This is a genomic window from Actinoplanes sp. NPDC051537, from assembly GCF_055586105.1.
In genome coordinates, this window is the sequence record NZ_JBVJIU010000013.1 from 287862 (window position 1) to 311679 (window position 23818).

At 66.9% G+C, this 23818-nt stretch carries 20 protein-coding genes and 1 pseudogene; 12 read left to right on the forward strand and 9 right to left on the reverse strand.

Annotation, left to right across the window (positions count from 1 at the left end; genetic code table 11):
- Nucleotides 1-22 precede the first annotated feature (22 nt).
- Nucleotides 23-4495, forward strand: a complete 4473-nt coding sequence (locus ACZ6TB_RS31025) for an NACHT domain-containing protein (protein ID WP_465559996.1) — start codon at nt 23-25, stop codon at nt 4493-4495.
- Between the two features lie 347 nt (nt 4496-4842).
- Here ACZ6TB_RS31025 and ACZ6TB_RS31030 read toward each other — a convergent pair whose 3' ends face one another.
- Nucleotides 4843-6057: a recombinase family protein gene (locus ACZ6TB_RS31030; RefSeq protein WP_465559999.1), complete on the reverse strand. Its 1215-nt coding sequence runs from the start codon at nt 6055-6057 to the stop codon at nt 4843-4845.
- 38 nt (nt 6058-6095) lie between these two features.
- On the opposite strand from ACZ6TB_RS31030, the pseudogene ACZ6TB_RS31035 reads away from it, so the two are divergent.
- Nucleotides 6096-6224, forward strand: a pseudogene (locus tag ACZ6TB_RS31035) (FBP domain-containing protein); the annotation flags it as partial.
- A 132-nt stretch (nt 6225-6356) separates the two neighbouring features.
- On the opposite strand, the gene ACZ6TB_RS31040 reads toward ACZ6TB_RS31035, so the two are convergent.
- The 5 genes from ACZ6TB_RS31040 to ACZ6TB_RS31060 all read right to left on the reverse strand — a co-directional run bounded on the left by ACZ6TB_RS31040 (nt 6357) and on the right by ACZ6TB_RS31060 (nt 10872).
- Nucleotides 6357-7076, reverse strand: coding sequence for a polyamine aminopropyltransferase (locus tag ACZ6TB_RS31040; protein WP_465560002.1), 720 nt, complete (start codon nt 7074-7076; stop codon nt 6357-6359).
- 33 nt (nt 7077-7109) lie between these two features.
- On the reverse strand, nt 7110-7940 hold the full coding sequence (locus ACZ6TB_RS31045) for a hypothetical protein (RefSeq protein ID WP_465560005.1): 831 nt from the start codon (nt 7938-7940) through the stop codon (nt 7110-7112).
- A 172-nt stretch (nt 7941-8112) separates the two neighbouring features.
- Nucleotides 8113-8919 carry an SDR family NAD(P)-dependent oxidoreductase gene (locus ACZ6TB_RS31050; RefSeq protein WP_465560008.1) on the reverse strand — a complete coding sequence of 269 codons (807 nt, stop codon included), beginning with the start codon at nt 8917-8919 and terminating at the stop codon, nt 8113-8115.
- A 45-nt stretch (nt 8920-8964) separates the two neighbouring features.
- On the reverse strand, nt 8965-9720 hold the full coding sequence (locus tag ACZ6TB_RS31055; protein ID WP_465560011.1) for an isocitrate lyase/PEP mutase family protein: 756 nt from the start codon (nt 9718-9720) through the stop codon (nt 8965-8967).
- A 45-nt stretch (nt 9721-9765) separates the two neighbouring features.
- Nucleotides 9766-10872: a sigma-70 family RNA polymerase sigma factor gene (locus ACZ6TB_RS31060; RefSeq protein ID WP_465560014.1), complete on the reverse strand. Its 1107-nt coding sequence runs from the start codon at nt 10870-10872 to the stop codon at nt 9766-9768.
- A gap of 30 nt (nt 10873-10902) precedes the next feature.
- On the opposite strand from ACZ6TB_RS31060, the gene ACZ6TB_RS31065 reads away from it, so the two are divergent.
- From ACZ6TB_RS31065 to ACZ6TB_RS31110, 10 genes are all read left to right on the forward strand, one after another.
- A complete protein-coding gene (locus ACZ6TB_RS31065; protein WP_465560107.1) occupies nt 10903-11244 on the forward strand; it encodes an MFS transporter in 342 nt (113 codons plus the stop codon).
- 106 nt (nt 11245-11350) lie between these two features.
- Nucleotides 11351-12109 carry an SDR family oxidoreductase gene (locus tag ACZ6TB_RS31070; RefSeq protein WP_465560017.1) on the forward strand — a complete coding sequence of 253 codons (759 nt, stop codon included), beginning with the start codon at nt 11351-11353 and terminating at the stop codon, nt 12107-12109.
- A gap of 230 nt (nt 12110-12339) precedes the next feature.
- Complete coding sequence (locus tag ACZ6TB_RS31075) at nt 12340-12525, forward strand: hypothetical protein (protein WP_465560020.1); 186 nt, start codon at nt 12340-12342, stop codon at nt 12523-12525.
- A 112-nt stretch (nt 12526-12637) separates the two neighbouring features.
- Entirely contained in the window at nt 12638-12934 is a 297-nt protein-coding gene (locus ACZ6TB_RS31080; protein WP_465560023.1) for an SDR family NAD(P)-dependent oxidoreductase, read from the forward strand.
- 304 nt (nt 12935-13238) lie between these two features.
- Nucleotides 13239-14246: a sigma-70 family RNA polymerase sigma factor gene (locus tag ACZ6TB_RS31085; protein WP_465560026.1), complete on the forward strand. Its 1008-nt coding sequence runs from the start codon at nt 13239-13241 to the stop codon at nt 14244-14246.
- 50 nt (nt 14247-14296) lie between these two features.
- Nucleotides 14297-14530, forward strand: a complete 234-nt coding sequence (locus tag ACZ6TB_RS31090; RefSeq protein WP_465560029.1) for a hypothetical protein — start codon at nt 14297-14299, stop codon at nt 14528-14530.
- 58 nt (nt 14531-14588) lie between these two features.
- Complete coding sequence (locus tag ACZ6TB_RS31095) at nt 14589-16049, forward strand: MFS transporter (protein WP_465560032.1); 1461 nt, start codon at nt 14589-14591, stop codon at nt 16047-16049.
- A gap of 224 nt (nt 16050-16273) precedes the next feature.
- The gene (locus ACZ6TB_RS31100; protein ID WP_465560035.1) at nt 16274-16849 is read left to right on the forward strand and encodes an RICIN domain-containing protein; all 576 of its coding nucleotides are present in this window, start codon (nt 16274-16276) and stop codon (nt 16847-16849) included.
- A 160-nt stretch (nt 16850-17009) separates the two neighbouring features.
- Entirely contained in the window at nt 17010-19358 is a 2349-nt protein-coding gene (locus ACZ6TB_RS31105; RefSeq protein WP_465560038.1) for a glycoside hydrolase domain-containing protein, read from the forward strand.
- Nucleotides 19359-19372: 14 nt separating this feature from the next.
- The gene (locus ACZ6TB_RS31110) at nt 19373-20032 is read left to right on the forward strand and encodes a hypothetical protein (protein WP_465560041.1); all 660 of its coding nucleotides are present in this window, start codon (nt 19373-19375) and stop codon (nt 20030-20032) included.
- A gap of 106 nt (nt 20033-20138) precedes the next feature.
- Here the strand turns inward: ACZ6TB_RS31110 and ACZ6TB_RS31115 are convergent, their stop codons facing one another.
- From ACZ6TB_RS31115 to ACZ6TB_RS31125, 3 genes are all read right to left on the reverse strand, one after another.
- Nucleotides 20139-20981, reverse strand: coding sequence for an SGNH/GDSL hydrolase family protein (locus ACZ6TB_RS31115; protein WP_465560043.1), 843 nt, complete (start codon nt 20979-20981; stop codon nt 20139-20141).
- A 57-nt stretch (nt 20982-21038) separates the two neighbouring features.
- Nucleotides 21039-22415: a ricin-type beta-trefoil lectin domain protein gene (locus tag ACZ6TB_RS31120; RefSeq protein WP_465560046.1), complete on the reverse strand. Its 1377-nt coding sequence runs from the start codon at nt 22413-22415 to the stop codon at nt 21039-21041.
- 334 nt (nt 22416-22749) lie between these two features.
- Nucleotides 22750-23811 carry a methyltransferase gene (locus tag ACZ6TB_RS31125; protein WP_465560110.1) on the reverse strand — a complete coding sequence of 354 codons (1062 nt, stop codon included), beginning with the start codon at nt 23809-23811 and terminating at the stop codon, nt 22750-22752.
- Nucleotides 23812-23818: the final 7 nt, after the last annotated feature.

Genomic DNA, 23818 nt, shown 5'->3' on the forward strand with positions numbered 1-23818 from the left:
ATAGTGGCAGAATAGGTTTGATGTGTCACGTGTCGTTCTCTCGTTCGGAGGCCCGGCGGTGAGTCCCCGGCGTGGCGGTGAAGCCGACAAACTCGGCAACCATTACGAGGGCGCATGGATCGCGCTCCAAGTCCTCGAAGTACTCGCTGGACGCGCCCAATCGCTGACAATCGAGGAGCTTGGCGAAGTCGGCGAGGGGTCCGAATTTACGCTACGGCGCCTTGCTGCCGTTGAAGCACATCAGCTTAAACGGCAGCGCGGAAGCGCCAACTATTGGACCTTGGGAGACCTGCGGGCCGAAGGCGTGCTTGAGGCGGCGCGCCGTCATGTCACCGAAGGCCGTCAGTTCCATTTTGTCTCGACAGTACCCGCACAACAGCTGCAGGACCTGGCAGAGCTGGCGCGGCACTCACCTAACGTCCAAACGTTTGTCCGGACACTTCCAAGCGGGGCAGAATCGGGATTCACCTATCTCAGCACTACGGTGTACGACTCGGTCGACGCCGCATGGCAGACGCTGCGTGGCACTTGGGCTCGCTGGCCTGGCGAACGAGAAGTCCGAAACTGGAATGCGGCACTTGCAGGGCTTTTGATCTCAGGCGCGCCCGCTCCGGTCGCGGCCGTCACACTCACGGACCTCGCTATCGAGAACCTCTCAGATACGCTCGACCGGCAACGAATTACGGAATGCCTTGCCGAATACGACCTCGCCCTCACTCAGCCAGGTCGAACCCGCGAGGTCGAGCAAGCAGTACGCGAATTGCACACGAGCTGGAAAGCGAGCATCGAACGCGAGTTGCTGAGGCCGGCGATCGACCGGCCCGAAGCGCATCAGATCACCGCATTGCTTGCGGACGAGAACGGTCGGGTTTTCGCTACCGGCACTGGAGGTGCCGGCAAGAGCGCCGTCTTGCACGCAGCGGTCCTTTGGGCAGAGGCACAAGGTTGGCCGGTACTGGCTCTTCGGCTCGACCGACTGGAACCGTTTTCTTCGACGTACGAACTTGGACAGCGCTTCGGTCTTAACAGCTCACCAGTTTCTGCGTTAGCGCGGGTCGGGCAAGAACGGCCGGCGCTACTGGTGGTCGATCAACTTGACGCCATAAGTAAGGCGTCGGGAAGGATGCCGCAGGCGTTCGATTCCGTCGCCGACTTGGTTCGCGAGGCGTCTGCATTTCCGAACCTAAGGGTTTTGCTCGCTTGCCGCAAATTCGATCACGACAACGATGATCGAATCAGAACTCTGATACGGGATCACAATATCACCCACGTGAACGTCGCCGAGCTGTCGAATGAGCAGGCCAGCGCGGCAGCTGAAGCGCTTGGGGTTGCGGCGGATCGCCTCACCAGACAACAACGAGAACTCCTCCTTCTGCCGCTGCACCTCAAACTTCTGTCGACAATCGCGGACCAAGAGACCGCCTTTTCATTCAACACAACCAGAGAGCTGTTCGACGCGTATTGGGAGCGGAAGCGGCAGGCTTGTCGCATTCGGCGTGGCGCGTCCGTACGTTTCGGCGAGGTCATCGCGGTGCTTGCAGATGAGATGAGCGCCCGGCAGCGACTAGCAGTGCCAGCCTCCGTGTTGGACGATACCGATCTTTCTGATGACGCCGACATCATGACATCAGAGCACGTGCTGATTCGAGATGGTCGACAGTTTGCGTTCTTCCACGAATCATTCTTCGACTACGCATTTGCTAGACGGTGGGCGCGCCGCAATCAGTCTCTGGCGGACTTTCTACTGACCGGCGAGCAGGAATTGTTTCGGCGTACCCAAGTCCGGCAGATCCTGTCATACATTCGGGACGAAGAATCTGAACGGTTCATCTTGGAGGTCGAGACTCTTCTTACTCGACCGGAAATCCGTTTCTATGTCAAGCAGGTAGTGTTCGGCCTGTTGCGTGATCTATCGGCCCCGAAAGCGGCCGAGTGGCGAATGGTGGAACGCCTACTTGCCCAAGGGCAGCCGCTTTATGATCGACTTTGGCCCACCCTGCGCATGGTTTCCTGGTTTGACCTGCTCGATTCCGAAGGCGTTGTCGCAGAGTGGCTCCGCAGCGGGGATGAGCAACTCGAAGGCCGAGCAGTAGATGTTATGGCTGCTGTCGTCAGGGATCGCCCTGACCAGGTAGCAGTTCTACTGTCATCGCACACCGGTCGAACCCCCCGGTACCCCACTTGGCTTCGTTGGGTAGCACGGAGGGCGGAGCTGCATGCCAGCCGGTCACTCTTCGACCTGGTTCGTGGTGCGGTCGCCCGCGGTGAGTATGAAGGCCACGAGGACGAGTTGTTTCTGCCGGCGCACAATCTTGCGAAGGCCGAGCCTGAATGGGCGGTCCAGTTGCTTGTCGCTCATCTTGTTGACCGGCCGGGAGCGCTGACGCTTGGTGACTCTGGAAAGGTCGCGGCACTGTTGTCGCGCGAATACGGCGCTATCGAGCTAGTCACGGGCGCCGCGAGCGCCGCACCGGCGAGTTTCAGCGCTGCCCTCATTCCTTACATGCTCAAAGTGATGTCGTTGACTGAGTATGCCCGCTACGATGGCCTGCTGCTTGATCGGCACTTCCTGGATCGGGACCAAGATTCGGAAATGCCGATACAGAAACTGGAGCAGGCGTTGATTCTCGGGGCAGCAACTGCGCTTCGCGGCTATGTGCAGCAGGCGCCTAACGATGTCAGGCCCTTGCTTGAGTTACTGGATGCTGACCAGCACGAGTCCGCGCGCTGGCTCCTTTATGAGGCGTTGATTTCCGCCGGCGGTCTGTTCTCTGACTACGCGGCGACGCTTCTGCTTGACCGGGACGGCGGCATTGAGGCGCTCGATTCTTGGAGCACGCGACGATTGATCCAATCTATTAGTCCGCACGTCTCAGACGATGTCATCGAGAGGCTTGAACGGGTAGCCATAGAATTTAGACCGAGCTGGGATAGCCGCCCTCCAGGAAAGGCGTCATTCGCGCTTCTCTCCGCAATCGATGAGATCCGGCTGTCGGACAGGGGTAGGCGGCGGCTTGGCGAGCTGCGCAGACTATTCAACGTTCAGCAGCCACCGGAGCCTGTTCGGATCACCGGCGGATTCATGGGGTCGCCTATCCCTCAGGCATCGGCCGAGCGGATGAATGATGATCAGTGGCTCGGAGCGATGGCCCGGCACGGCGCGGATGTAGAAGATTGGACCACTCTTCGAGGCGGCGCCAACGAATTGGCAAGCGTACTTAAGGAGCACGTCAAGAAGGAGCCCGGACGTTTTTCCCGCCTAGCGCTGATGATCGGGCCAGAGATTCACGTTGCCTACACTAGCGCCGTCTTGATGGGCCTTGGCGAGTCTGAGTTCCCGGTTGACCCTGATTTGGTTTTTCAGGCAGCGCGACACATTGACTCTCTGGGTCATGAGGGAAATGATCGCTGGCTGGGCTACGCTATACGAAAGCACCTCAAGGATGACATTCCTGACGATCTGATTAGCGCCCTAGTTGAGCGCGCTATGCATTCACCCGATCCGCAGGATGATTCGCGTATCCACGACAACGACTACACGGCGCGCAGAGACTCGCTATTGGAAGTAGGAATGAACACGACCCGCGGCGAATGCGCTGAAATGCTAGGAAATATTATAGTCTATGATACGGACGGGCGCCGAACACAGTTGGCATTGCCCGCGTTGAGCCGACTTGCTACCGATCCGTCCCTGGCGGTTCGGGCATGCGTGGCGCACCTACTGTCAGCTTGTTTGCGTCATGCACAGTCTGAGGCAATCGAAGCATTCCAACTCCTGGTAGATGCCGATGATCGACTGCTCGGCTCGGGCCATGTCGAACGACTGATTTTCTATATCAGCAAGCATGACGTCGGGTTGGTTGAGCCCACCATCCGACGGATGCTGTCATGTTCCGATGAGCGGGCTCGCCGCAGCGGCGGTCGGCTTGCGGCTTACGCAGGTTTGGAGCTAGAAGCCGGCGAGCTACTTAGTAGCGCGCTCGAAAGTTCAGATAGCTTTGTAAGATGTGGCGCCGCTCAGATGTGCGCTGGACGTGTGCCCCATACTGCCAACACCGTTGCGGCGAGAGAAGCTATTCGACAATTCGTCGATGACGAAGACGAGGAGGTTAGGAAGGCTGCTGCGGGCCTGCCTTTAGTACTGCGGGGAAGGGCACTGCGCTCGTTCGCCAACGAAATTTCTGCCCTCATCGGCTCACAAGCGTTCCAGGATTCCGCTTCCCAACTCGTAATCACGTTGGAGCAAGCGCCAGACCGAGTTGATGATCTTATTCTCGAATTTACCCAACGGTTCATCGACGTCTACGGTACTTCGTCGGGCGACATCTCCAGAGGTGCAGCGGCGGACGCGCGACAGGTGGGAGCCCTCTTGCTTCGGGCGTATGCGCAAGCTGAGAGCGCACAGATTCGAGCAGCCGTGCTCGATCGTTTGGATTCTCTGCTCGCGGCGGGCGCTTTCGGAGTCTCGGAGCTGCTAGACGTCGCCGATCGGTAATGACCGGGGATCCGCTGCGTTTCCGTCGCTGGACGGTCGGAGATGTCGTCGCAGGCACACGGTGCTCGCCCGCTGTTGCTCCCCGCACCGGAAGGAGCGCACCGCCCGAAGACGCCGGTTTAGGCTTCGCTGTGTGCACAATTCACGGGCCGCAAGGCAACTCTCTGGATGCGATCACCGTGTGAATATCTCTCGTGTTGGGCTCCGGACACGTGAACCCCAAAGAGATCATTCATATTCTGAGTGGATCTCGATGGGGGTTTTGTGCTCTCCGGCGCCCTGACCTGGCCACCTCGACCCGCTCCTGCGCTCGCGGGCCCGATTCTGTTCAGCTGGTAGCGGCAACATCAGTTGGCCGTTGGCGAGCACTTCCGGGGTAGGCGCGGCATCCACCTCATCGCCAGTGGGATCGTGTCGGGACCGCAGATGATCAGCGCGTCGCGGGCGCGTAGATGCGCGGCAAGCTGCGCGGCGTCGGCGGATCCCACCAGTCGCCCGCTATGGGTGCTGACAACGTGCTCGACGATCCTGGTCTGTGACCAGTACACCCATTGCGGCACATCGGCGTTGGCCGGGTGTGCGGTGGTGTGGCCGTGTCGGCAGCGGTAGCCCGGGCGTCGGTTGACCCAAAGGCCTTGCATACGGCGACCGCACAGTCCGCAGATCAGCAGGCCGGTCAACTGATATCGGTGGACCCGTCCGTCCTGCGGTACGGCCAGCGCGGTGATCTGCTGCACGGCGGTGAAGTCAGCGTCACTGATTAGAGCGGGGTGTGTCTGCTGCTCGGAGATCACCCAGTCCGAGCGGGGATTCCAGACCCGCACCGGGCCTCGGCTCGAGCGTTTATCGCCGGGGACGGCCTTGCGGTGATCGGTGGCCTGCCGGTTCCAGACCTGCCGGCCGGTGTAGCGCAGGTTGACCAGGATCGCGGCCACCGTCCATACCGCGCCGCGGCGATGCCGGTTACGTTCCGCGTCGTACACACCAGGCGAGGCGACACCACGCTCGTTGAGCAACCGGGCGATCCTCGCCGCACTCATCCCTTCCAAACGGCACGCGAACATCCACCGTACGACCGGAGCAGTCACCGGGTCGGGGTCCAGACGGTGCTGACGGCGACCCCAACCGGCGTGCATCGCCTTCGGGTGCGGGCCGGCATCGACCAGGCGGTACCAGACGCCATCGTTGACAGTGCTCGACACCAGCCGAACTCGGCCGTTACCCAAACCGACATTCATCCGCCCATCCGGGCCCGTCAACCCCGCCGTCAGGTTGAAAACACCACTGAGATCATCAGTCGCCCGCACTTGCGGCTTCATGACCCGATCGACGATGGTCGTCATCCCTCGCCCGGCGACGTACTCACGAAGGATGCCTTTCATTACGGACGAGGTGATCGGGTCGGGATTCGGGTCCGGCCCTGCATCGGCGAGCCGATAGTCGTATGGCGGTCGTCCGCCGAGGAAACGCCCTACCAACTCGGTCTGGTCCTTCATCGCGGATCGGACGCGGACCTTGATGCGGTTGCGTTCGCCCTTGCTCATCCCGCCGGAGCGCGCCATGACGAGATCGTGGCGTCCGAACCCGCGGCGTCTCGTTGATGGTCGCCCCACGGGTCGGCCAGCGCGGCGACTCGATCGGGAGCTGTACCTGCGACGACTTCGGCTGCTCGCTGTACATTCGCGGCCGGCGTGACCCGGGTCTTGGCGGTCGCCTTCCCGAGACCATCTCCACCGACCACAAGAGCGAGCGCCTGCTCACCAACGTCACAGCGTTCGTCGACCGGGTGACCGCTCTTTGGCGCACGCGCCCTTCGGCCTCGCCGTCGCAGCCGGACGCCCAGCGGCGTAGCTTCGCACCCTCAATCGGCGACGGTCGCGATGTAGACGGTGTTGGCGGACGTGCCGCCGGTCAGCGGGTTCGCGAACGGCACAACCTCGGCCGTCGCCGCGGCGAAACACTCCCGCAGAGAGCCCAGGAACGCCTTGTCCGGTGGGTCGTCGGACCAGAGCCCGAACACCCCGCCCGGGCGCAGAAAGCGGCCGAGTCGGCGCAGGCCGGCCGGGGTGTACAGGTCGGCGTGCGCGGGGTTGAGGACGTTGACCGGGGAGTGGTCGATGTCGACCAGAACGGCGTCGAAGCGACGATCGGGGTCGGCCGGGTCGAACCCGGTGCCCTCGCGCAGCAGCGCGAAGAAGTCGCCCTCGAGCAGTGTGGTGCGGGGGTCGGCGGTCAGCGCGTGAGCGCCCGGGAGCAGGTCACGGCGATGCCAGTCGATCACCGGGGTCAGCGCCTCGACCACGATCAGCGAAGCGACCCGGTCGTCGGCCAGCGCCGCCCGGGCGGTGTAGCCGAGGCCCAGACCGCCCACCACGACGTCCAGCGGCGCGTCCGGCGCGGCGGCCAGGCCGAGCCGGGCCAGTTCCTCCTCAGCCACGGTGAACAGGCTCGACATCAGATACTCGTCACCGAGCTTGACCTCGTACACCTCGATCCGGGTCGTCGGATCGAGGCGCCGGCGCAGGCTGATCTCGCCGATGCGGGTGGGCGCCCAGTCCAATTCGGTGAATCGTGAATGCATGCGAGCTGCCCTTCCGGCGCTGAGGACAAGACCCTAGCGTCTGGGCTTGCCGGGGAAGCGCTTACCGAGCGTACGGCGGTGTGGTCCACCCGCGGGTGGTGTCGGGCGGTAGTGGCGGGCAGCCTCCGCCACCGTCTCGTCGGCGTCGTTCTCTAGCGCGTGCCGGATGTGTTCCGGGGTGAGATCGGAGGTGGCCATCGAGTGCCGTACCTCGGCCGACCGGTCGTCCAGCAGGGCTCGAAGATCGGCCTCGGCCAGCGGCAGGGCCCGCACCAGCGCCGCCCGGACGTCGGGCGACGAATCGTGGGCGAGGGTGCTGCGCTGCTCGGCCGTGGTGGCGTCGTTGATGGCCAGACCCTTACGGACACGGACGGTGCGGTCGCGCAGCATGGCTGAGATGACCTCGGGGTCGCGGGTCCGGCCGGCGAGCCTTTCCCGGACCTCGGGGGAAACGTCGGCGATGAGGATCGCGGTCAGGTCGGGCTCGAGATCCGGCATCTCGGCCAGCAGGCCGCGGAGCTCCTTGTCCTGCGCCTTCGCCATCAACTCGCGGACCGGGGTATCGCAGGCCGGGTTGGTCGCGACCGCCCAGCGAACCCACCGGTCGGCGTCCCGGACGAGGCGCTGAAGGTTCCCGGAAGAGGTCGCGGGATTTTTCGCGACCTCCTGGCGAACGGTGCGATCACGATCTCGGGTGAGGCCCCGCAGAGCCTGGGCCGGGGCCCCCGGGTTGGCCGCGACCGCCGCACGAACCCGCTCGGAAGGATCCGATGCCAGCTCGTACAGCTCGTCCGGGCCGGTCGAACGATCTTGCGCCAGGGCGAGTCGTACGTCGATGTCGCTGTTCAGGCCCTGATTTCCCATCCGCCGATCCTTTCACGACCAGCCGGGCGGGTCAGAAGGGCGGTGCGTCCTCGCCCATCAGCGCCAGCACGACGCCGCCTTTCCCGCCCTTGAGACCACCGTCCGCGCCGCACGTATCTGAAGCAGCGACAAGGGCCTCGGGTGGACCGTCGTGACGGGCGATCCGGCGTGCTCAGTCCACGAGAGCCCCGGCCGTCAGGTTGACGATTGTCCCCGTCATGGAGGCGGCGCGATCCGAAGCCAGGAACGCGGCCATCTCGGCTACCTCGGAAAGGGTGGGCAGTCTCTTCAGGAGCGCGCTCTGCGCCAGCCCGTTGTCTAGGAATTCCCGGACCGATTGCCCGGACGAATTCGCCATGAGGACGAAAAGATCCTTGGTGTAGGAATCCGCGGCCGGCGCATCGGCGACCGCGTGCGGACGGATATCGACGACCCGTACGCGGGGAGCCAGCTCGGCCGCCAGAAGGCGCGAGAAAGCCTCTTTCCCGGCCGCGCTGACCCCGTGGCCCAGAATGCCGCCGGTCGCTAGTTTGGCGCCCGGCTCCGACAGCGTCAGGATGACGCCAGGTCGTTCGCGACCCATGTGTCTGGCCACTGCCTTGCTCGTGATGAAGAGGCTCCGTAAGAAGCCATCGATCGGCCGCATGAACTCGTCGACCGACAGGTCGGCCAGCAGTGTTCCCTGGTCGTGCAGCACGCTGACGGCGTTGAGAGCGATGTCGATGGAGCCGGCCGTGGCCGCGATCGTGCCGGCGTGCTCCTCGACGGCTTGCTGATCGAAAACGTCAACCCGCTTCGTCTCGACCTTCCCGCCGATGGCTACGACATCATGCGCCACGGCGTCGAGCTTCGCCGGCGTGCGCCCGGCGAGAAAGAGATTTGCCCCCTCCCGGGCGAACACTCGTGCGACAGCGCCGCCGATAGCACCGCCACCTCCGTAGATGACGGCATTCTTGTTTTCCAGTAGAAGGTTACTCACGTACGGCCTCCAAGTGTTTTGTGCGGACGGGAATCGCGCCGACTGTCAGCCGCGCAGCTGGCGGATGGCGTTCTCGAAGCCGGCCATCGCGGCCCGATAGAAGCGGGGTCCGTAAGACACTCGCGCTACGCCCAGCCCGCGGAGTGCCGCCAGGTCTAGATCTTCGCTGGTATTGGCATTGATCGGACACGACAGCTCGGAGATCAGCTGGGCAATGTCGTCCTTGCTGCGAATACCGATCGGGTAGATGCAGTCGGCGCCGGCCGCGCGGTAGAGCCGGCCGCGCCGAATCGCCTCGGCGAGCTGCTCCGGCGCCGGGATACCACTGGTCGGCAGGAAAACGTCGACCCGGGCGTTAACGACCAGCGGCACACCGGCCTCGTCCGCGGCGGAGCGGACCGCTGCCAGCCATTCGGCATGCGCCCCGGCCTCGGCCAGCCCACCGGCGCGGTGGTCGGTGTCTTCCAGGTTGCAGCCCACGGCGCCGCAGTCCAGCAGGCGGTCCACGAGCTCCCGAGGCTGCATGCCATATCCCGCCTCGGCATCGACGGTGACCGGTACCGACACGGCCGTGGCGATGCGTGCGGCCACCGCGAACATTTCTTTCCAGGGCGCGCCCTCACCATCGGGATAGCCGAGCATCGCCGCAATCGCGTTGCTGGCGGTCGCGACCACCGGGAATCCGGCATCGGCGACAATCGTCGCGCTGGTCGCGTCCCAGGCATTGGGAAGGACGAGCATCCCTTCGCGGTGGAGCTCACGCAACGATTGCGCGTGGGCCTTCATATCGGTAGGTGCCATTGCTCTTCCTCCGTGCGGCAGATGGGCGGGCAAACGTCCGGCGGCTCAGGAAGCGAGAATGCGAGGGAGGCCGAAGTGTGCCGCCACCGAGCAGTCGAACCGGGTGATCTCGCAGACCCGGTCGCCGGCCAAGGCGATGACCTCGATACCGGTCAGACGCGAAACGCCCGTCACCGGATCGCGCCGGTACTCACCCCATCCCGGCTGCCCATTGGCCCGGATCGGCACCATCCGGTCGATGTCCCGCCGAAACTCGCTGATGGCCGTGAAGAAGCCGTGCGCGGCGTCGAGACCGCGGTACTCGTACGGCGCCGGCGGCATCCGCACCCACACATCGTCGGTCATCAAGAGAATCAGCCGGTCGAGGTCCAGTTCCGTGAACGCCGCGAGGAAGCGATCCAGCAGTTCGCGTTCCTCGGGCCCGTTCGGTGCCGGCGGCGCCGGACGGTCGGTCTTCGCCGCCGCCACGGTCGAGCGGGCTCGTTTGAGAGCGCTTGCCACCGCCTGGGACGTCATGCTGAGGAGTTCGGCGATCTCGGCCGCACGAAACCCGAGAACGTCGCCCAACAAGAGCACCGCCCGCTGGTTCGGCGGCAGCAACTGGACGGCGGTGACGAAAGCCAATGAGATCGCTTCCCGTGACTCGTATCGCGCCTCCGGTCCCGCGGTCTCGTCGGAGAAGCCTTCCAGAAGGTCATCCGGGTACGGCTGAAGCCAGAACACCTCGCCCACCTGCGTCGGCTCCGGCACCGTTCCGGCGAGCGCCGCGGGCGGCCTCGGCCGCCGCTTGGCGGACCGCAACTGGTTGAGGCATTTGTTGGTCGCGATCCGGTAGAGCCACGTCCGCACGGATGACCGACTCTCGAAGCCGTCGAACCCGAGCCACGCCGCCAGCAAGGTCTCCTGGAGAAGGTCTTCGGAGTCCTGCAGCGAACCGAGCATCCGGTAGCAGTGCGCCTGCAACTCCCCGCGGTACGGCTCGACCAGTTCGGCGAACGCATGACTATCCCCCGCGCGCGCTCGCCGGATGAGTTCAGTCGTCACATCGACCCCACATCGGTTGTCTTTCCTGTACTGACACCGGCCGGGCCGGAAATTGGGCGGCCCGCGGCCGCCCAATTGCGGTGAACGGCGGCGTCGAACCCTCGGCAAGCACAGATCGGAGGAGTTCGTGCCCGATTCATACCATTTTTAGCGCGATGTGCCTCGGTCGAGCAGCTCGAGTGGATGGTCACCGCATACGTGCTGGCGTTCGCCGTGCTCCTGATGACCGCGGCCGCACTGGGAGACAGACTCGGGCGGCGACGTGTCTTCACCGCCGGGCTGGCCGTGTTCGGCGCCGCGTCCGCCGCCTGCGCGCTGGCGCCAGGCGTGGGTCCGTTGATCGCGGCGCGAGCCGCCTTGTCTTTGGCCGGAGCTGTCGCCGCGCTTGCCGTTGCCGGTCAGGTCGGCAGGGAGCGACCGGGCCCGGCCCACCGGACCGTTCGGCCCGCCGAATCCGAGCAGGCGCCGGCCAGCTCCTGACCGTCCATCCCTGCGGGAACCGGTGACGCTCTTCACCTCCGGCGGCCGACCGCATTCGACGCCTCTGCGTGTCTCTACCTGTGTTACTCATCGAGAGGAGCCGGACATGCCGGGTTCGAAGCGAATTGAAGGATCAGTGGCACTCGTTTCGGGAGCCAACCGAGGCATCGGGCAGGCAATTACCGAAGCGTTGCTGGAACGAGGGGCGGCGAAGGTCTATGCCGCCGCGCGGGATCCCCGGAGCCTTACTGCGTTGAGTCGCCGTTACGGCGTTCGACTTACCGCCGTCCGAGTGGATGTGACCGATGCCAAGCAGGTCGCCGATGCGGCGAGCGAGGCGACCGACATCGATATCCTTGTCAACAACGCGGGAGCGTACGAGCCGACTCCGCTGCTCGAGGACACCATTGTCGACGTGGCTCGCCGCGAGATGGAAGTCAACTACTTCGGTGCGCTGCGCATGCTGGCGAGCTTCGCTGACACGCTCGTGCGCAACGGGGGCGCCCTCGTCAATGTCGGCTCGGTCGCGGGGCTTTCCAACGTGGCGCTGAACCCCACCTACAGTGCGTCCAAGGCGGCGCAGCACTCACTGACGCAAGCCGCTCGAGCTCTCCTGAGCGGTCAAGGCGTGACCGTGCACGGGGTCTACCCCGGTCCGGTCGACACCGCCATGACCAAGGACCTGCCGCCTCAGTTCGTGAAGATCGCTCCGGAAGCCGTCGCCCATGCCGTTCTCGACGGAATCGAGGCGGGCATGGAAGACATCTTCCCGGACCCTTTCGCGGTGACCTTCGGCAAAGACTTCTTCGCCTCGCCGAAGACGTTGGAGCAGCAATTGGCGGCCATGGCGACCGCCTCTGCCTGACCGCTCACCGACCGGCGACCAGTTCGCTGGACACCCCCACGCGGTGTGCCGCGCCGCTCACCCGCGCGGCACACCACTCGCCACCACCCGCCCGACTTCAACCACCACGCGCCTCAGCGAGTCGACCGCGGTCGGTAGATCGAGGTCCTCCGCGAGCGCACGGGCGTGCCCGGCCGCGAAGCATGCGGCCGCGAGGTGGGACGCCAGCACGGCCACTCCCGGGTCGCTCCGTGGCGAAGCAACAACTCGACACCGGTCGTGACGTAGCCGTACTGCGTCAGGAGGTTGCGGGCACGCAGCGCCAAGGCCACCGCCTTGTGGGAGTCGACATGAAGTCCGTTCTGGTCACCGGCGCCTCGACCGGCATCGGCCGCGCCACGGTTGCCGAGCTGACCCAGCACGGCTTTCACGTGTAAGCGACGGTCCGCAGCGACGTCGACGAGGAACAGCTGCGCTCGGAATATCTACCCGGAGTCGATCAGTGCCGCCGGAGCAGCGGTCAGCCAGGCGGGCCCGCTGCACGCCCTGGTGAACAACGCGGGTGTCGGTCTACCGGGCCCTCTCGAGCATGTGCCGATCGCGGTGTTCCGCCGTCAGATCGAGGTGAACCTCGTCGCCCAGCTGATCGTCACCCAAACGATGCTGCCGGCCCTGCGGGCGGCGAGAGAACGCGGCGAAGACGCGCGGATCGCGATGATCGGCTCGATCGGAGGTCGGATTGCGGGGCCGATGCTCGGCGGGTACCACTCGTCGAAGTTCGGGCTGGTCGGGCTCAGCGACACGCTCCGGGCCGAGCTGACCCGTCCAGCATCCCGGTCGTCCTGATCGAGCCGGGCGCCATCGCGACGCCGATCTGGAGCCGCGGCCGGTCGGCCGGCGATGAGGTGTCCGCAACCTCACCGAGCAGGCGCGCGATCGGTACGCCAAGCAGATCGAGGTCTCGCGGGCCAACGCCGCGCGCGCGGTACCTGGCCGGGCCGGACGCACGCGCCGCCGCCACCCTGACGAGGCTGTCGTTGCGAATGGCCCGCCGCCTGGTCGCGGCACGTGCTTAGGACCTGACCGACGTCCTGGTCGAAGAAGCCGGAGCAGACCGATGAATTCGCGAGGCGCGGCGCGTCTGACAGGTGTGGACACGTCATTGGTCGAAGCCTCGCGCGCCGGCGACGAGGGTGCCTTCGCCTTGCTCGCCGAGCCCTTCCGGCACGAATTGCAGGTTCATTGCTACCGGATGCTCGGCTCCGTCGAGGACGCCGAGGATGCGGTGCAGGAGACGCTGCTGCGGGCCTGGACGAAGCTGGACAGCTACGAAGGCCGCAGCTCGTTCCGGGCGTGGCTGTACGGCATCGCGACGAACGCCTCTCTGGATGCCATACGACGTCGCCGGGCCCGCCGCTGGCCCCCGGACGTGGTCCCGGCAAGCGAGCCGGCCTCGGCGCCAGGGCCGGTCCTGGACATCCCCTGGCTGGAGCCCTATCCCGACCGGCTGCTGAACGCGGCTGCACCGGTGGAGAGCGATCCAGCGGTCGCGGTCATCTCCCGCGAGACCATCGAGCTGGCGTTCCTGGCTGCACTGCAACACCTGCCGGCACGCCAGCGGGCCGTGCTGATCCTGCGCGACGTCCTCGACTGGTCGGCCCACGACACCGCCGCCGCTCTGTCGATGACCAGCATCGCGGTCAACAGCGCCCTCCAGCGCGCGCGGGCCGGTCTCAGCGGCCGGCTCCCCGCGGACCGTGACGGATGGCACGTCGACCATGACGCCTCCGAACGGGCCCTGGTGCGCCGCCTGATGGCGGCCTGGGACCGCGCGGACGTCGATGCCTTGGTCGCGCTGCTGCACAGCGATGCCCGTCTGATCATGCCGCCGCGCGCCACGTGGTTCGAGGGACCCGAGGCGATCGGAAAGTTCTTCGCCCGATTCGTGTTCAGCGACGAACGCGGCAGTTGGCGCGTGCTGTCCACCGGTGCGAATCGTCAACCCGCTCTGGGTGTTTATCGGCGCGGACTCGGCGGCCATGGCTATCGGGCGTACGCGGTGGCGGTGCTCGCCGTCCGCGGCGACGCCCTCACCGAGATTGCGGTGTTCCGGAATCCGAGCCTGTTCCCGTCCTTCGGCCTGGCGGCAGAGCTGTGACGGACGGGACCAAGCGGTTCTCACTGCTGGGTGGGCGGCCGCATTGCGCGGTGAGCACCATCACCGTACCGCCGCGCCACCGGATGCCGTACGACGCAAAGCAATGGCTCCGAGCGCTCGTGGTGGTCGAAGAAGGCGAGCTCGAAGTGGAGTGCCGCAGCGGCGAGCGAGGCACCTTCGCCGGCGGTGCGGTCCTGTTCTTCGACGGTCTCGACCTGCGCTGGCTGGCCAATCCCGGTCGCCGGCCGCTGTTGCTGACCAAGCTTTCCCTCGGCCGGCGGTGATTTATCGCTCCGGCGCGCGTCACATGTGTGACCGACCCCGCCGTTGAAAAGGAATCAGATGATCACCATTCATCGCCGGCGCGCTTTCGCCGTGCTTGCCGTCGCCTATTTCATGACCATCGTCGATCTGACGATCGTCAACGTATCGCTGCCCACGATCGGCCGCGAGCTCCACTTCTCGGAATCCGATCTGCAATGGGTGGTGACGGCGTACGGTCTCACCTTCGGCGGGCTGCTGCTGCTCGGCGGTCGCGCGGCCGACCTGCTCGGCCGCCGCAGGCTCTTCCTCGCCGGCCTCGGCCTGTTCACCGCCGCGTCTCTGGCCTGCGGACTCGCGGACAGCGACACCTTCATGATCATCGCGCGCGGCGTCCAAGGCACCGGGGCGGCCATCGTCCTGCCCGCGGCGTTGTCGATCGTCACGAGCATGTTCGACGAAGGATCCGACCGCAACAAGGCGCTCGGGGTCTGGGGTGCGCTCGGAGCCTTCGGCGCCACCTTCGGTCTGATCACCGGCGGGCTGCTCACCCGCTACCTGGGATGGGAGTACATCTTCTTCCTGAACGTCCCGATCGGGATCGCGGCGCTCGTCCTCGCGCCGCGGCTGGTGCCGGAGAGCCGCATCGACGCCGCGCGCCGCCGATACGACCCGCTCGGAGCCGCGGCCGTGACCGGTGGGCTGCTCCTGCTCGTCTACGCGATCTCGGTGGCCCCGCGGGATGGCTGGGGTTCGGTGAAGATCGTCAGCCTGCTCGTCGCGGCGGGCGCTCTGCTGGCGGCGTTCGTGGCGCTGGAGGCGCGTGTGGCGGCCCCGCTGCTGCCGTTGCGGATGCTGCGCAACCGCGCTGTCGCCTCGGCCAACGCGGTGGGGCTGCTGCTGGGGGGCAGCTTCTTCGCGTACATCTTCGTCGGGACGCTGTACATGCAGCAGGTTCTCGGCTACTCCGCGGTCAAGACCGGTTTTGCCTGGCTGGCGACATCGCTGACCTCCGTCGTCCTGGCCGGCCTGGCCCAGATCCTGGTCACCCGCCTCGGTGCCGGGCCGATCATGGCGGCCGGAATGACGCTGATCACCGGCGGCATACTGTGGGCCACCCAGGTGCCCGCGGCCGGCACGTTCTGGGCCGATCTCGCCCCCGGCTTCCTCATCGTCGGCGCCGGAACGGCGTTCGCGTTCATCCCGATCTCGGTGGCCGGGCTGAGCGGGGTGGCTGAGCGTGATGCCGGAACGGCCTCCGGACTGCTGAACACCACCCAGCAGATCGGCGGGGCGATCGGTGTCGCCGTCGCCTCGACCGTCGCCACCAGCCACACCGGGAACCTGCTCGCCACCGGAGACTCCATGCCGGTCGCTCTCACCGGCGGCTTCCAGTGGGCGTTCTGGGCCTGCGCGGCCATCGGGGCGGCCGCCGTGCCGATCGCGGTCGCGGTCGCGGTGAGCATCAGGGTGGCTGCCGGTCGTCCCGCCGCACACGCCCCGACCGGCGACGAGCCGGCGAACGCCGTGATGCCCGGATAACCGCCTCCGGGGAGCCTCGCGGCCACGGCAGTCGACCGACCTAGGTGCCAAGTCATCGCGGATCAAGGCAGCGGCGCCGAATCTCGTGGACGCGCAGATGGCGCGACGGGAACGAAAGTTGTTGATGGGGTCTATACGATCAGGGCTCGGTTCGTGCTGCGGCCTCGCTTGTGGGTCCTGAGTGGACCTCCGGCCGGGCGGCAAGATCGAGGACGGGGGACTCGATGAGGCGCTGGTTCAGATCGCTCATCGCCGTGACCGTGGCGGTTACTGTGCTCGTCGTGCCGGGCAGTCCGGCCTCGGCGGACGGCTGCCTGGATATCAACAAGACGGGCTGGCATTACGCCGAGATTCAGAACAAGCCCGGCACCACGGGCAGCATGGTGCTCGATGTGAAGGCGTGGGGAACGACTGCCCGTACGCCGGTTCAGCTGTGGCACAACCGGATCAGCGAGTGCCCATCGTGGAACCAGGTGTGGCGCATGGAGGACCGAGACGGGGGCCGTTACTTCGCCATCATCAGCCCCAACGGCCTGTGCCTGGACCAGTCGCTGGACATAGCGCCGCATGACGGCGCCCCCGTCTACCTCTACCCGTGCAACGCGAACGCCGTGAATCAGTGGTGGTACATCGGTTCCACGCTGTTCGACGGTCACATCGAGTTCGTGAGCGCGAACGACGGCCGGTGCCTCGATGTCGCTGGATACGAGTGGCGTGACGGCGCATTTTTGCAAATGTGGAGATGTATCTACGACAGGAGCGCCTGGAACCAGGCCTGGAAGTGGGTGCTCATCCCTTAGTACCTGGTTGGCACGGAATGGCCTTTCCCCGGTGGGGCGATGAACTCAGGCCATCGCCCTCCCCAGGCTGTCGGATGAACGCTTATGCGCCCGGTCGACTGTGGACATCCTTTAGGGTGTCGATGCCCGGTTTCCAGGCGGCACGCACGGGGAGAACATTGTGGACGAGCAGGTCTTGGCTGCCCAGCGATGGGTCAACGCCACCTACACCGGTGTCGCGGGCTTCAATCCCGCGCCCGAGGACGGTGCCACCGGATGGTCCACGATGTATGCGCTGACCCGCGCGTTGCAGCACGAACTCGGCATCACCGCCCTGTCGGACACCTTCGGCCCAGGGACGCTCGGCGCGCTACAGGCCCGAGGTGGCATCCTGGTCGCGGACACCAACGCCAACCTGATCACGCTGCTACAGTGCGCCTGCTACTGCAAGGGTTACGATCCGGGCGGCCTCACCGGCGTGTTCACGACCGCAACGCAGACCGCGGTGTCCACGATGACCACCGAGGCCGGGCTGGACAGCCCGATCACGGGGGCGGTGCCGCCGAAGGTCGTCAAGGCGTTGCTCACGATGGACGCCTACCGTCTGCTGGCCGGCGGAAGCCCGGCGATCCGCGACGTTCAACGCTGGCTCAACCAGCGCTATCTGACCCGGGCCAACTTCTTCCTGATCGCCTGCGACGGCATCCTGACCCGCGACATCCAGAAGGCGTTCTACATCGCCGTCCAGTACGAGGACGGCATGACCGACGCGCAGGCCGACGGGGCGTTCGGACCGATGAGCAGGGCCGCTCTGAAACCGCACACGCTGGCCGAGGGCGACACCGGCCCGTACGTCAACCTCTTCACCGCGGCGATGATTTTCAACCGGATCCGGCTGTCCGGTACAGAGGTCTACGCCGGCTTCCTCGACACCTTCACCTCCGACGTGACCGCCGCGTTGCGGGTGTTCCAGGCCTTCAGCGAGCTGCCCGTCACCGGCGCCGGTGACTACGCCACCTGGTGCCAACTGCTGGTCTCCAACGGCGACGCCGACCGGCCCGGCACCGCGCTGGACTGCATCACCACCATCACGGACGCGCGAGCCCAGACCCTGCTCGCCGCCGGTTACCGGGTGGTCGGCCGCTATCTGGACGAACATGCCGGAGGCACCCTCACCAAGCGCATCCAGCCCGGCGAACTCGACACCATCTTCCGCAACGGCTTGCGGATCTTCCCGATCTCGGAGTACTCGGCGGGCAACGCCGGCTACTTCACCTACGCGCAGGGGTATCAGGACGCGCTCGACGCGTACGCGGCGGCCGCCGGTTACGGCTTCAACCTCAACACGGTGATCTACTTCGCGGTCGACTACGACGCCACCCAGGCCGACATCGACACCCGCATCATCCCGTACTTCACCGGCGTCGCCGGCGCCCTCGCCACCCAGGGCAAGCGATTCATTCCCGGAATCTACGGCTCCCGTAACGTCTGCGCCCGGGTCGCCGCGTCCGCGTACACCCGATGGTCCTTCATCGCCGGAATGTCTTACGGCTGGTCCGGCAACATGGGTTACGCGCAGCCGGACAACTGGGCCTTCAACCAAATTCAGGGGCGTACGCTCGGGACCGGCACGGGGCTCATCAGCATCGACGCCGACGTCTGGCGGTCCGGGGCCGACCCGGCCGTCACCTCCGTCAACGATCCGGCCGCCACCGTCGACGACCTGGTCGCTCACGTCGACCGGCTCCACCGGCTGGCCATCGGCTACGGCGGCCGTCAGCGAGCGGATCGGCTCGTCCTTCAGTACCTGCGCCACGAAACCCACCGCGACGACCAGTGGAGGACGCTGCTCGGCCCGATCGACGCCGGCTTCGTCGCCGCGGCCGACGCCGCCGGCCTCGCGCCCGTACGGCAGATCCAGGACCCCGGCACCGGCCTGGAGCTGCGCCTTTCGCGAATCGCCGCGGCGGCCGACGGCGACTACCGGCACGGCGGCCCGCACAAGCGCGTCGCGTCCCGCGGCGACGTCGCCGGCTGGGGCGGCGACTGGCTGAGCTTCTACGGCGAGTGGCGCCGCGACATCGGCGCCTACCCCTCGGCCGCCGCGTACTGCCGGCAGAAGCTGGCCCAAGTCGATCCCGTCGGCACATTCACCCGACGCGACCTCGTCGAGGATGCGGACGGCTACGCCATCGGCCGCCATCTGCGCGCCGGCGGCGGCATCACCCACGCGGTCCGCGCCCACTATCTGTCCGGTGGGCACGTCGCCCGCTTCACCCGCTTCCTCACCGGCCGGTTCGGCACGGCCGGCAACGCCGTCGCCGCTGCCCGCAGTGCGCTCCTGACCAGCGACGAGGCCGTCGCGCACGCACGCACCTGGTTCGTGCACACCACCGGCGGCACGACCGCCACGATGCCGGACTCGCTGGCCGCGACCGACCTCGACGAACTCTGCCAGGCGTTCGCCGGCGCGCTGCGGCAGGCGTCCGCCCAGGAGGCGGCGGCCACGACATCCACCATCCGGCGCTGAGCAGGGAGACCTCGATGAACCAGCCAACGGGCCTGTCGCGGCGACGGCTGCTACGCGTGGCCGGCGCCGTGGCGGCCGCCACTGCCGCCTCGGCCGTGCTGCCGTCCGCCGCATCGGCCGATCCCGCCCCGGCCGCCGGGCCCGAGTCTGCCGCCACCGGATGGACCGCGTCCCGCAGCCAGAACGAATGGCCCGTCATCGACCGGGCGAGCGCCGGCGCGTTCCGCGTCGAGGGCAGTGACGCGACCGCGACGCTGCTCATCAGCGCGGGTAAGCCCAGCGATGCGGCCACCGCGCTCCTGCACGTCGCACGGCGCTTCCACTACGACATCGCGCCGCTCGCCGACGGTGACATTCACGGCTATCTTTCCGACCGCACGGTCGCCGCGGGGTTCGAGTCCAACCGCCTTTCCGGCACCGCGATCGCTTTGAAGCCGCAGGCGTACCCGGTGGGCTCGGCCGGCAACCTCTACCCGTACGAAGTGGCCACGATCCGCCGTATCGTCGCCGACTGCGAGGGCGTCGTCACCTGGCACGGCGACGACTCCGACCGTCCGGCCGAGGGCCAGTTCTCCATCGGCGTCCCGCCGGGCGACGCCCGGCTCGCCCGCGTCGCCGAGAAGATCCGCGGCTGGCAGGCCACCCGCGGAAGGGGCGCCGGAGCGACACCCTGAGCGCCGGTACGGTGACACCAGAACCGCCCGGGACGAGGCCCGACGGTGCGGGTGCCGAAAAGCCATCCGTGCTGGTCCCGCGGAGTGCCGAGCAGCGGCGCCGCCGCTACAGCAAGGATCCGGCGAGCGCGATGTTCTGTGCCCTCAGCGCGCCGGTCACCAGACGCATGATCCGGCGGGCGCCGTACGCCTCGAAGTGGGTGTGGTCGTTGCAGAAGAACTGTCCTACCGGCCCGGCGGCGTAGTCGCCGTTGTTGGGGCAGAGGTGGAGCGCGTTGTAGTAGTCGACGCTGAGGGTCCGCAGATCGATGACGGGCGCACCGATGGCGGCGCCGGCGGCGAAGGTCTCCGGGTAGAAACCACGATTCAGGGTTGCCGTGCTGCCGGAACAGGCGATGGCCGCGACCGGCGTGACCAGGACCGGGAACGCGCCCCGCGCCTGGGCGGTCTGCGCCATCATCGTCATGAGCTGCTGGTAGCGGACGCCGCCGACGTGCTTGGGGCATGCGCTGTCGCCGTCGTTGATGCCGAACTGGATGAACAGGTAGTCGCCGGCCTTCATACCGTCGAGCACCTTCTGCCAGTTGACCGAGGGAGTCGTCGAGCTGACGGCGCATTCGCCGGCGGAATTCTTGTTCGCGGTGACGCCACCCTCGTACAGCCACGTCTGAATGCTGCGACCGGCAACCGCCAGGTTGTTCACCACGATGTTGCTGTGGAACTGCCCGTCGAACTCGGTGGCCCAGCCGACGGGACAGCCGGTGTGGGGGTTGGCCATGGTCGAGTCACCGGCCATCCAGACGTTGGTCGTCACCGCGGCGGCAGGGGCCGCCGGCTTCATCCGGACGCCGCACTCGGGCGAGGCGGTCATCGCTTCGGCGCCGCTCGGGCTCACCGCCGGCAGAGCTGTCATGAGGGCGCAGAGGAGCAGTAGGCGAACCTTACGCATGGTTTCTCCTGATGGGATCGACGCCCGGACGACAGCCGCGAGGCGGGGACGAGGCGCTTATGCACGCGTCCACTGCTGGTTGGCGCCGCCGTTGCAGGTCCAGATCTCGACCTTGGCGCCGTTGGCGGTGGCGGCGCCGGTCACGTCGAGGCACAGCCCCGACTGCACGCCGGTGACCGTGCCGTTGCCGTTGATGGTCCACTGCTGGTTGGCGCCGCCGTTGCAGTCGTAGATGTCGACCCGCGCGCCCGCCGCGGTGGACTGGCCGTTCACGTCCAGGCACTTGCCGCCGATCCCGACGAGCTGCTGCGACGCGGTGTAGGTCCACTGCTGGTTGGCGCCGCCGTTGCAGTCGTAGATGTCGGTCTGCGTCGCGTTGGCGGTGGTCGAGCCGGGCACGTCCAGGCAGCGGCCGGAGCCGGCGCCGCGCAGGACACCCGTGCCGGTGCCGCCGCCCGTGCCGACCACGCCGGTCGTGGTGTCGACGGTCCAGCTGGTCCGGCAGGTCATCGACACCGTGGTGCCGCTGATCGTCAAGGGCTGCCAGACGTAGCGGGAGTCGCTCAACGTGCCCGGATTCCACCGGTCGCCCAGGAAGACGTAGTTGGTGGTCGAGCTGCCGGTGACGGGCAGGATCGCAGTGGTCTGCGAGTTGCAGGTATTGGTGCCGGCCGGGGCGAAGCTGCGCCACGTGCTCCAGGTGCCCGTGATGGAGGTGGCCGTCGTGTACTGGTTGTCGTTCGTCGACCAGCCGGTGAGATGCGAGCCGAACAGGTAGTACGTGCCATTGATCTTGGCCATGGCCGGCGACTCGTACTGGTTGAGGGTCTTGACCAGCGCGGTGACGCTGAGGAAGTCGGCCGACAACTGGTAGATCTGCAGCTTGACGCTGGTGCGGTCCTCGCTGAGGAAGTACGCCGTGCTGCCGTCCAGGAACAGGTTGTCGTCCAGGCTGTCGTGGCCCAGCGGCTTGAAACTGCCCCGGTAGGTGTAGCTGCCGCACACGCTGCTGCTGGTGGCGACCCCGGCCTTGCGCTCGGAGTAGCCGCTGTTGTCGATGTGCATGTACATCACGTACGTTGCCGTGCTCGCGTTGTAGATGACGTGCGGGCGCTCGACGATCCGGTTGGGCCCGAGGTCGCCGTTGGACTGCCGGGTGAGCACGTTGCCGACGAACTGCCACGTCGTCAGGTCGGTGGACGAGTAGCACTTGATGTTCTGGAACGGGGAGCCGCCGGTCTTGTCCTCGCCGAGCCAGTAGTAGGTGGCACCGACCTTGACGATCCCCTCGCCGTGCGCCTGGATCGGGTTCCGCGACGTATCGGTCCACACGGTGCCCGGCGTGATGGTCACGGCCGCGGCCCGGGCGGCGGGGGCGAAGAGTCCCACCGCGAGCAGCAGGGCGGCACTGACGAGCGGCAGCAGACGTCTCACCGGACTACCTCATAAATCGAAGTAAATCAATGTTGAGAACGTTAACATAGCTCCGGCCCGGTGAGACGTCAACGCGTGGCCGTGCTTCGCCCGTGACCACCCTGCCGTTCAAGATGGGATCCTCGGCCAGGCCGCCGTGGGCCGCGGTCGCCAGGCGAGGAGGTCGCGGTCGGCGAGGACCTGTCCATGCAGGTCAGACAGCATGGTGGTATTGGTGGAGCAGGCCGCACAGGCGATCGCTTCGTGATCCGTGATCGGTTCCGGTAACGGCTGCAGGGGCCGGACGTTCATGATGGGCCGATGGTCGTTGTGCTGGCGGCGCCGAGCTACGCCGTCAGGCCGGCTCGGCCACGATGAGGCCGGAGGGCGGCGGCAGCTCGTGCCGGCCGACGAACCGCCAACCCGTCGCGCCGAGCCAGTCGGCGACCTCGTCCACCTGGTACAGGTCGCCGCCGCTGATCATCAGGAACTCGCCGGCGCCGAACCGCGCCGACGGGTGCGGCGCCACGTCGGTGCGCCACCAGTCGACCAGCAGCAGGCGCCCGCCGGGGGCGATCGCCGCGCGCGCCCGGCGGAACAGCTCGGCGATCTGCTCGGGCGGAAACAGGTGCACCACGTTGGCGACCAGCACGGCGTCGTGCCCGCCGGGCAGCGGCTCGGCGAAGATGTCCTGCCCGAGGGCGGTGAGGCGGCCGGCGAGCGGCCCGCCTGCCGCCTCCGCGGCGACCGCCGACGCCACCTCCGGCAGGTCGACCAGGGTCGCGCTGAGATCGGGATACGTGGTGAGGATGGGCTTGACGAACGTGCCGTAGCCGCCGCCCACGTCGAGCAGCCGCCGGTGCGGGCCGAAGTCGTAGCCGCGGGCCAGGTCGGCGGCGGTCTCGGCGGTGACCAGCGCGACGGCCGACTCGTACGCCTCGGTCTGCGTCTTGTCGAGCTGCGGCCGCAGGCCGCGCCGGGTGCGGTACGCGTCGGTGGCGTGCCGCCAGGTCGGGTAGCTCACCAGATCCCAGTAGCGGGCCAGCGGCCGCAGGTCGAACGGGCCCCGGCCGGCGAGGAACGCCTCGGCGTCGGGCGCGTTGCGAAATCGGTCGCCGTCGCGCACCAGCAGGCCCGCGTCGGCCAGCAGATCGGCCATCGCGCGGGCGCTGCGTTCGGGAATGGAGCACCGCTCGGCCAACTCGGCCGGGGTGTGGCCGTCGGGTGCGGCGGCCGCGAACAGTCCCACCTCGATGGCCGCGAACAGGGTCTTCGAAACCATGAAGCCGGCGGCCAGCTCGATGATGCGGGCGGGGGGGGGGGGGGGGGGGGGGGGGGGGTGGGGGTGGGGGGGGGGGGGGGGGGGGGGATGTGACCCGTAGGGAGCGGAGTGGGGATCCGGTCCGCCCCTGTTGATCCATCTA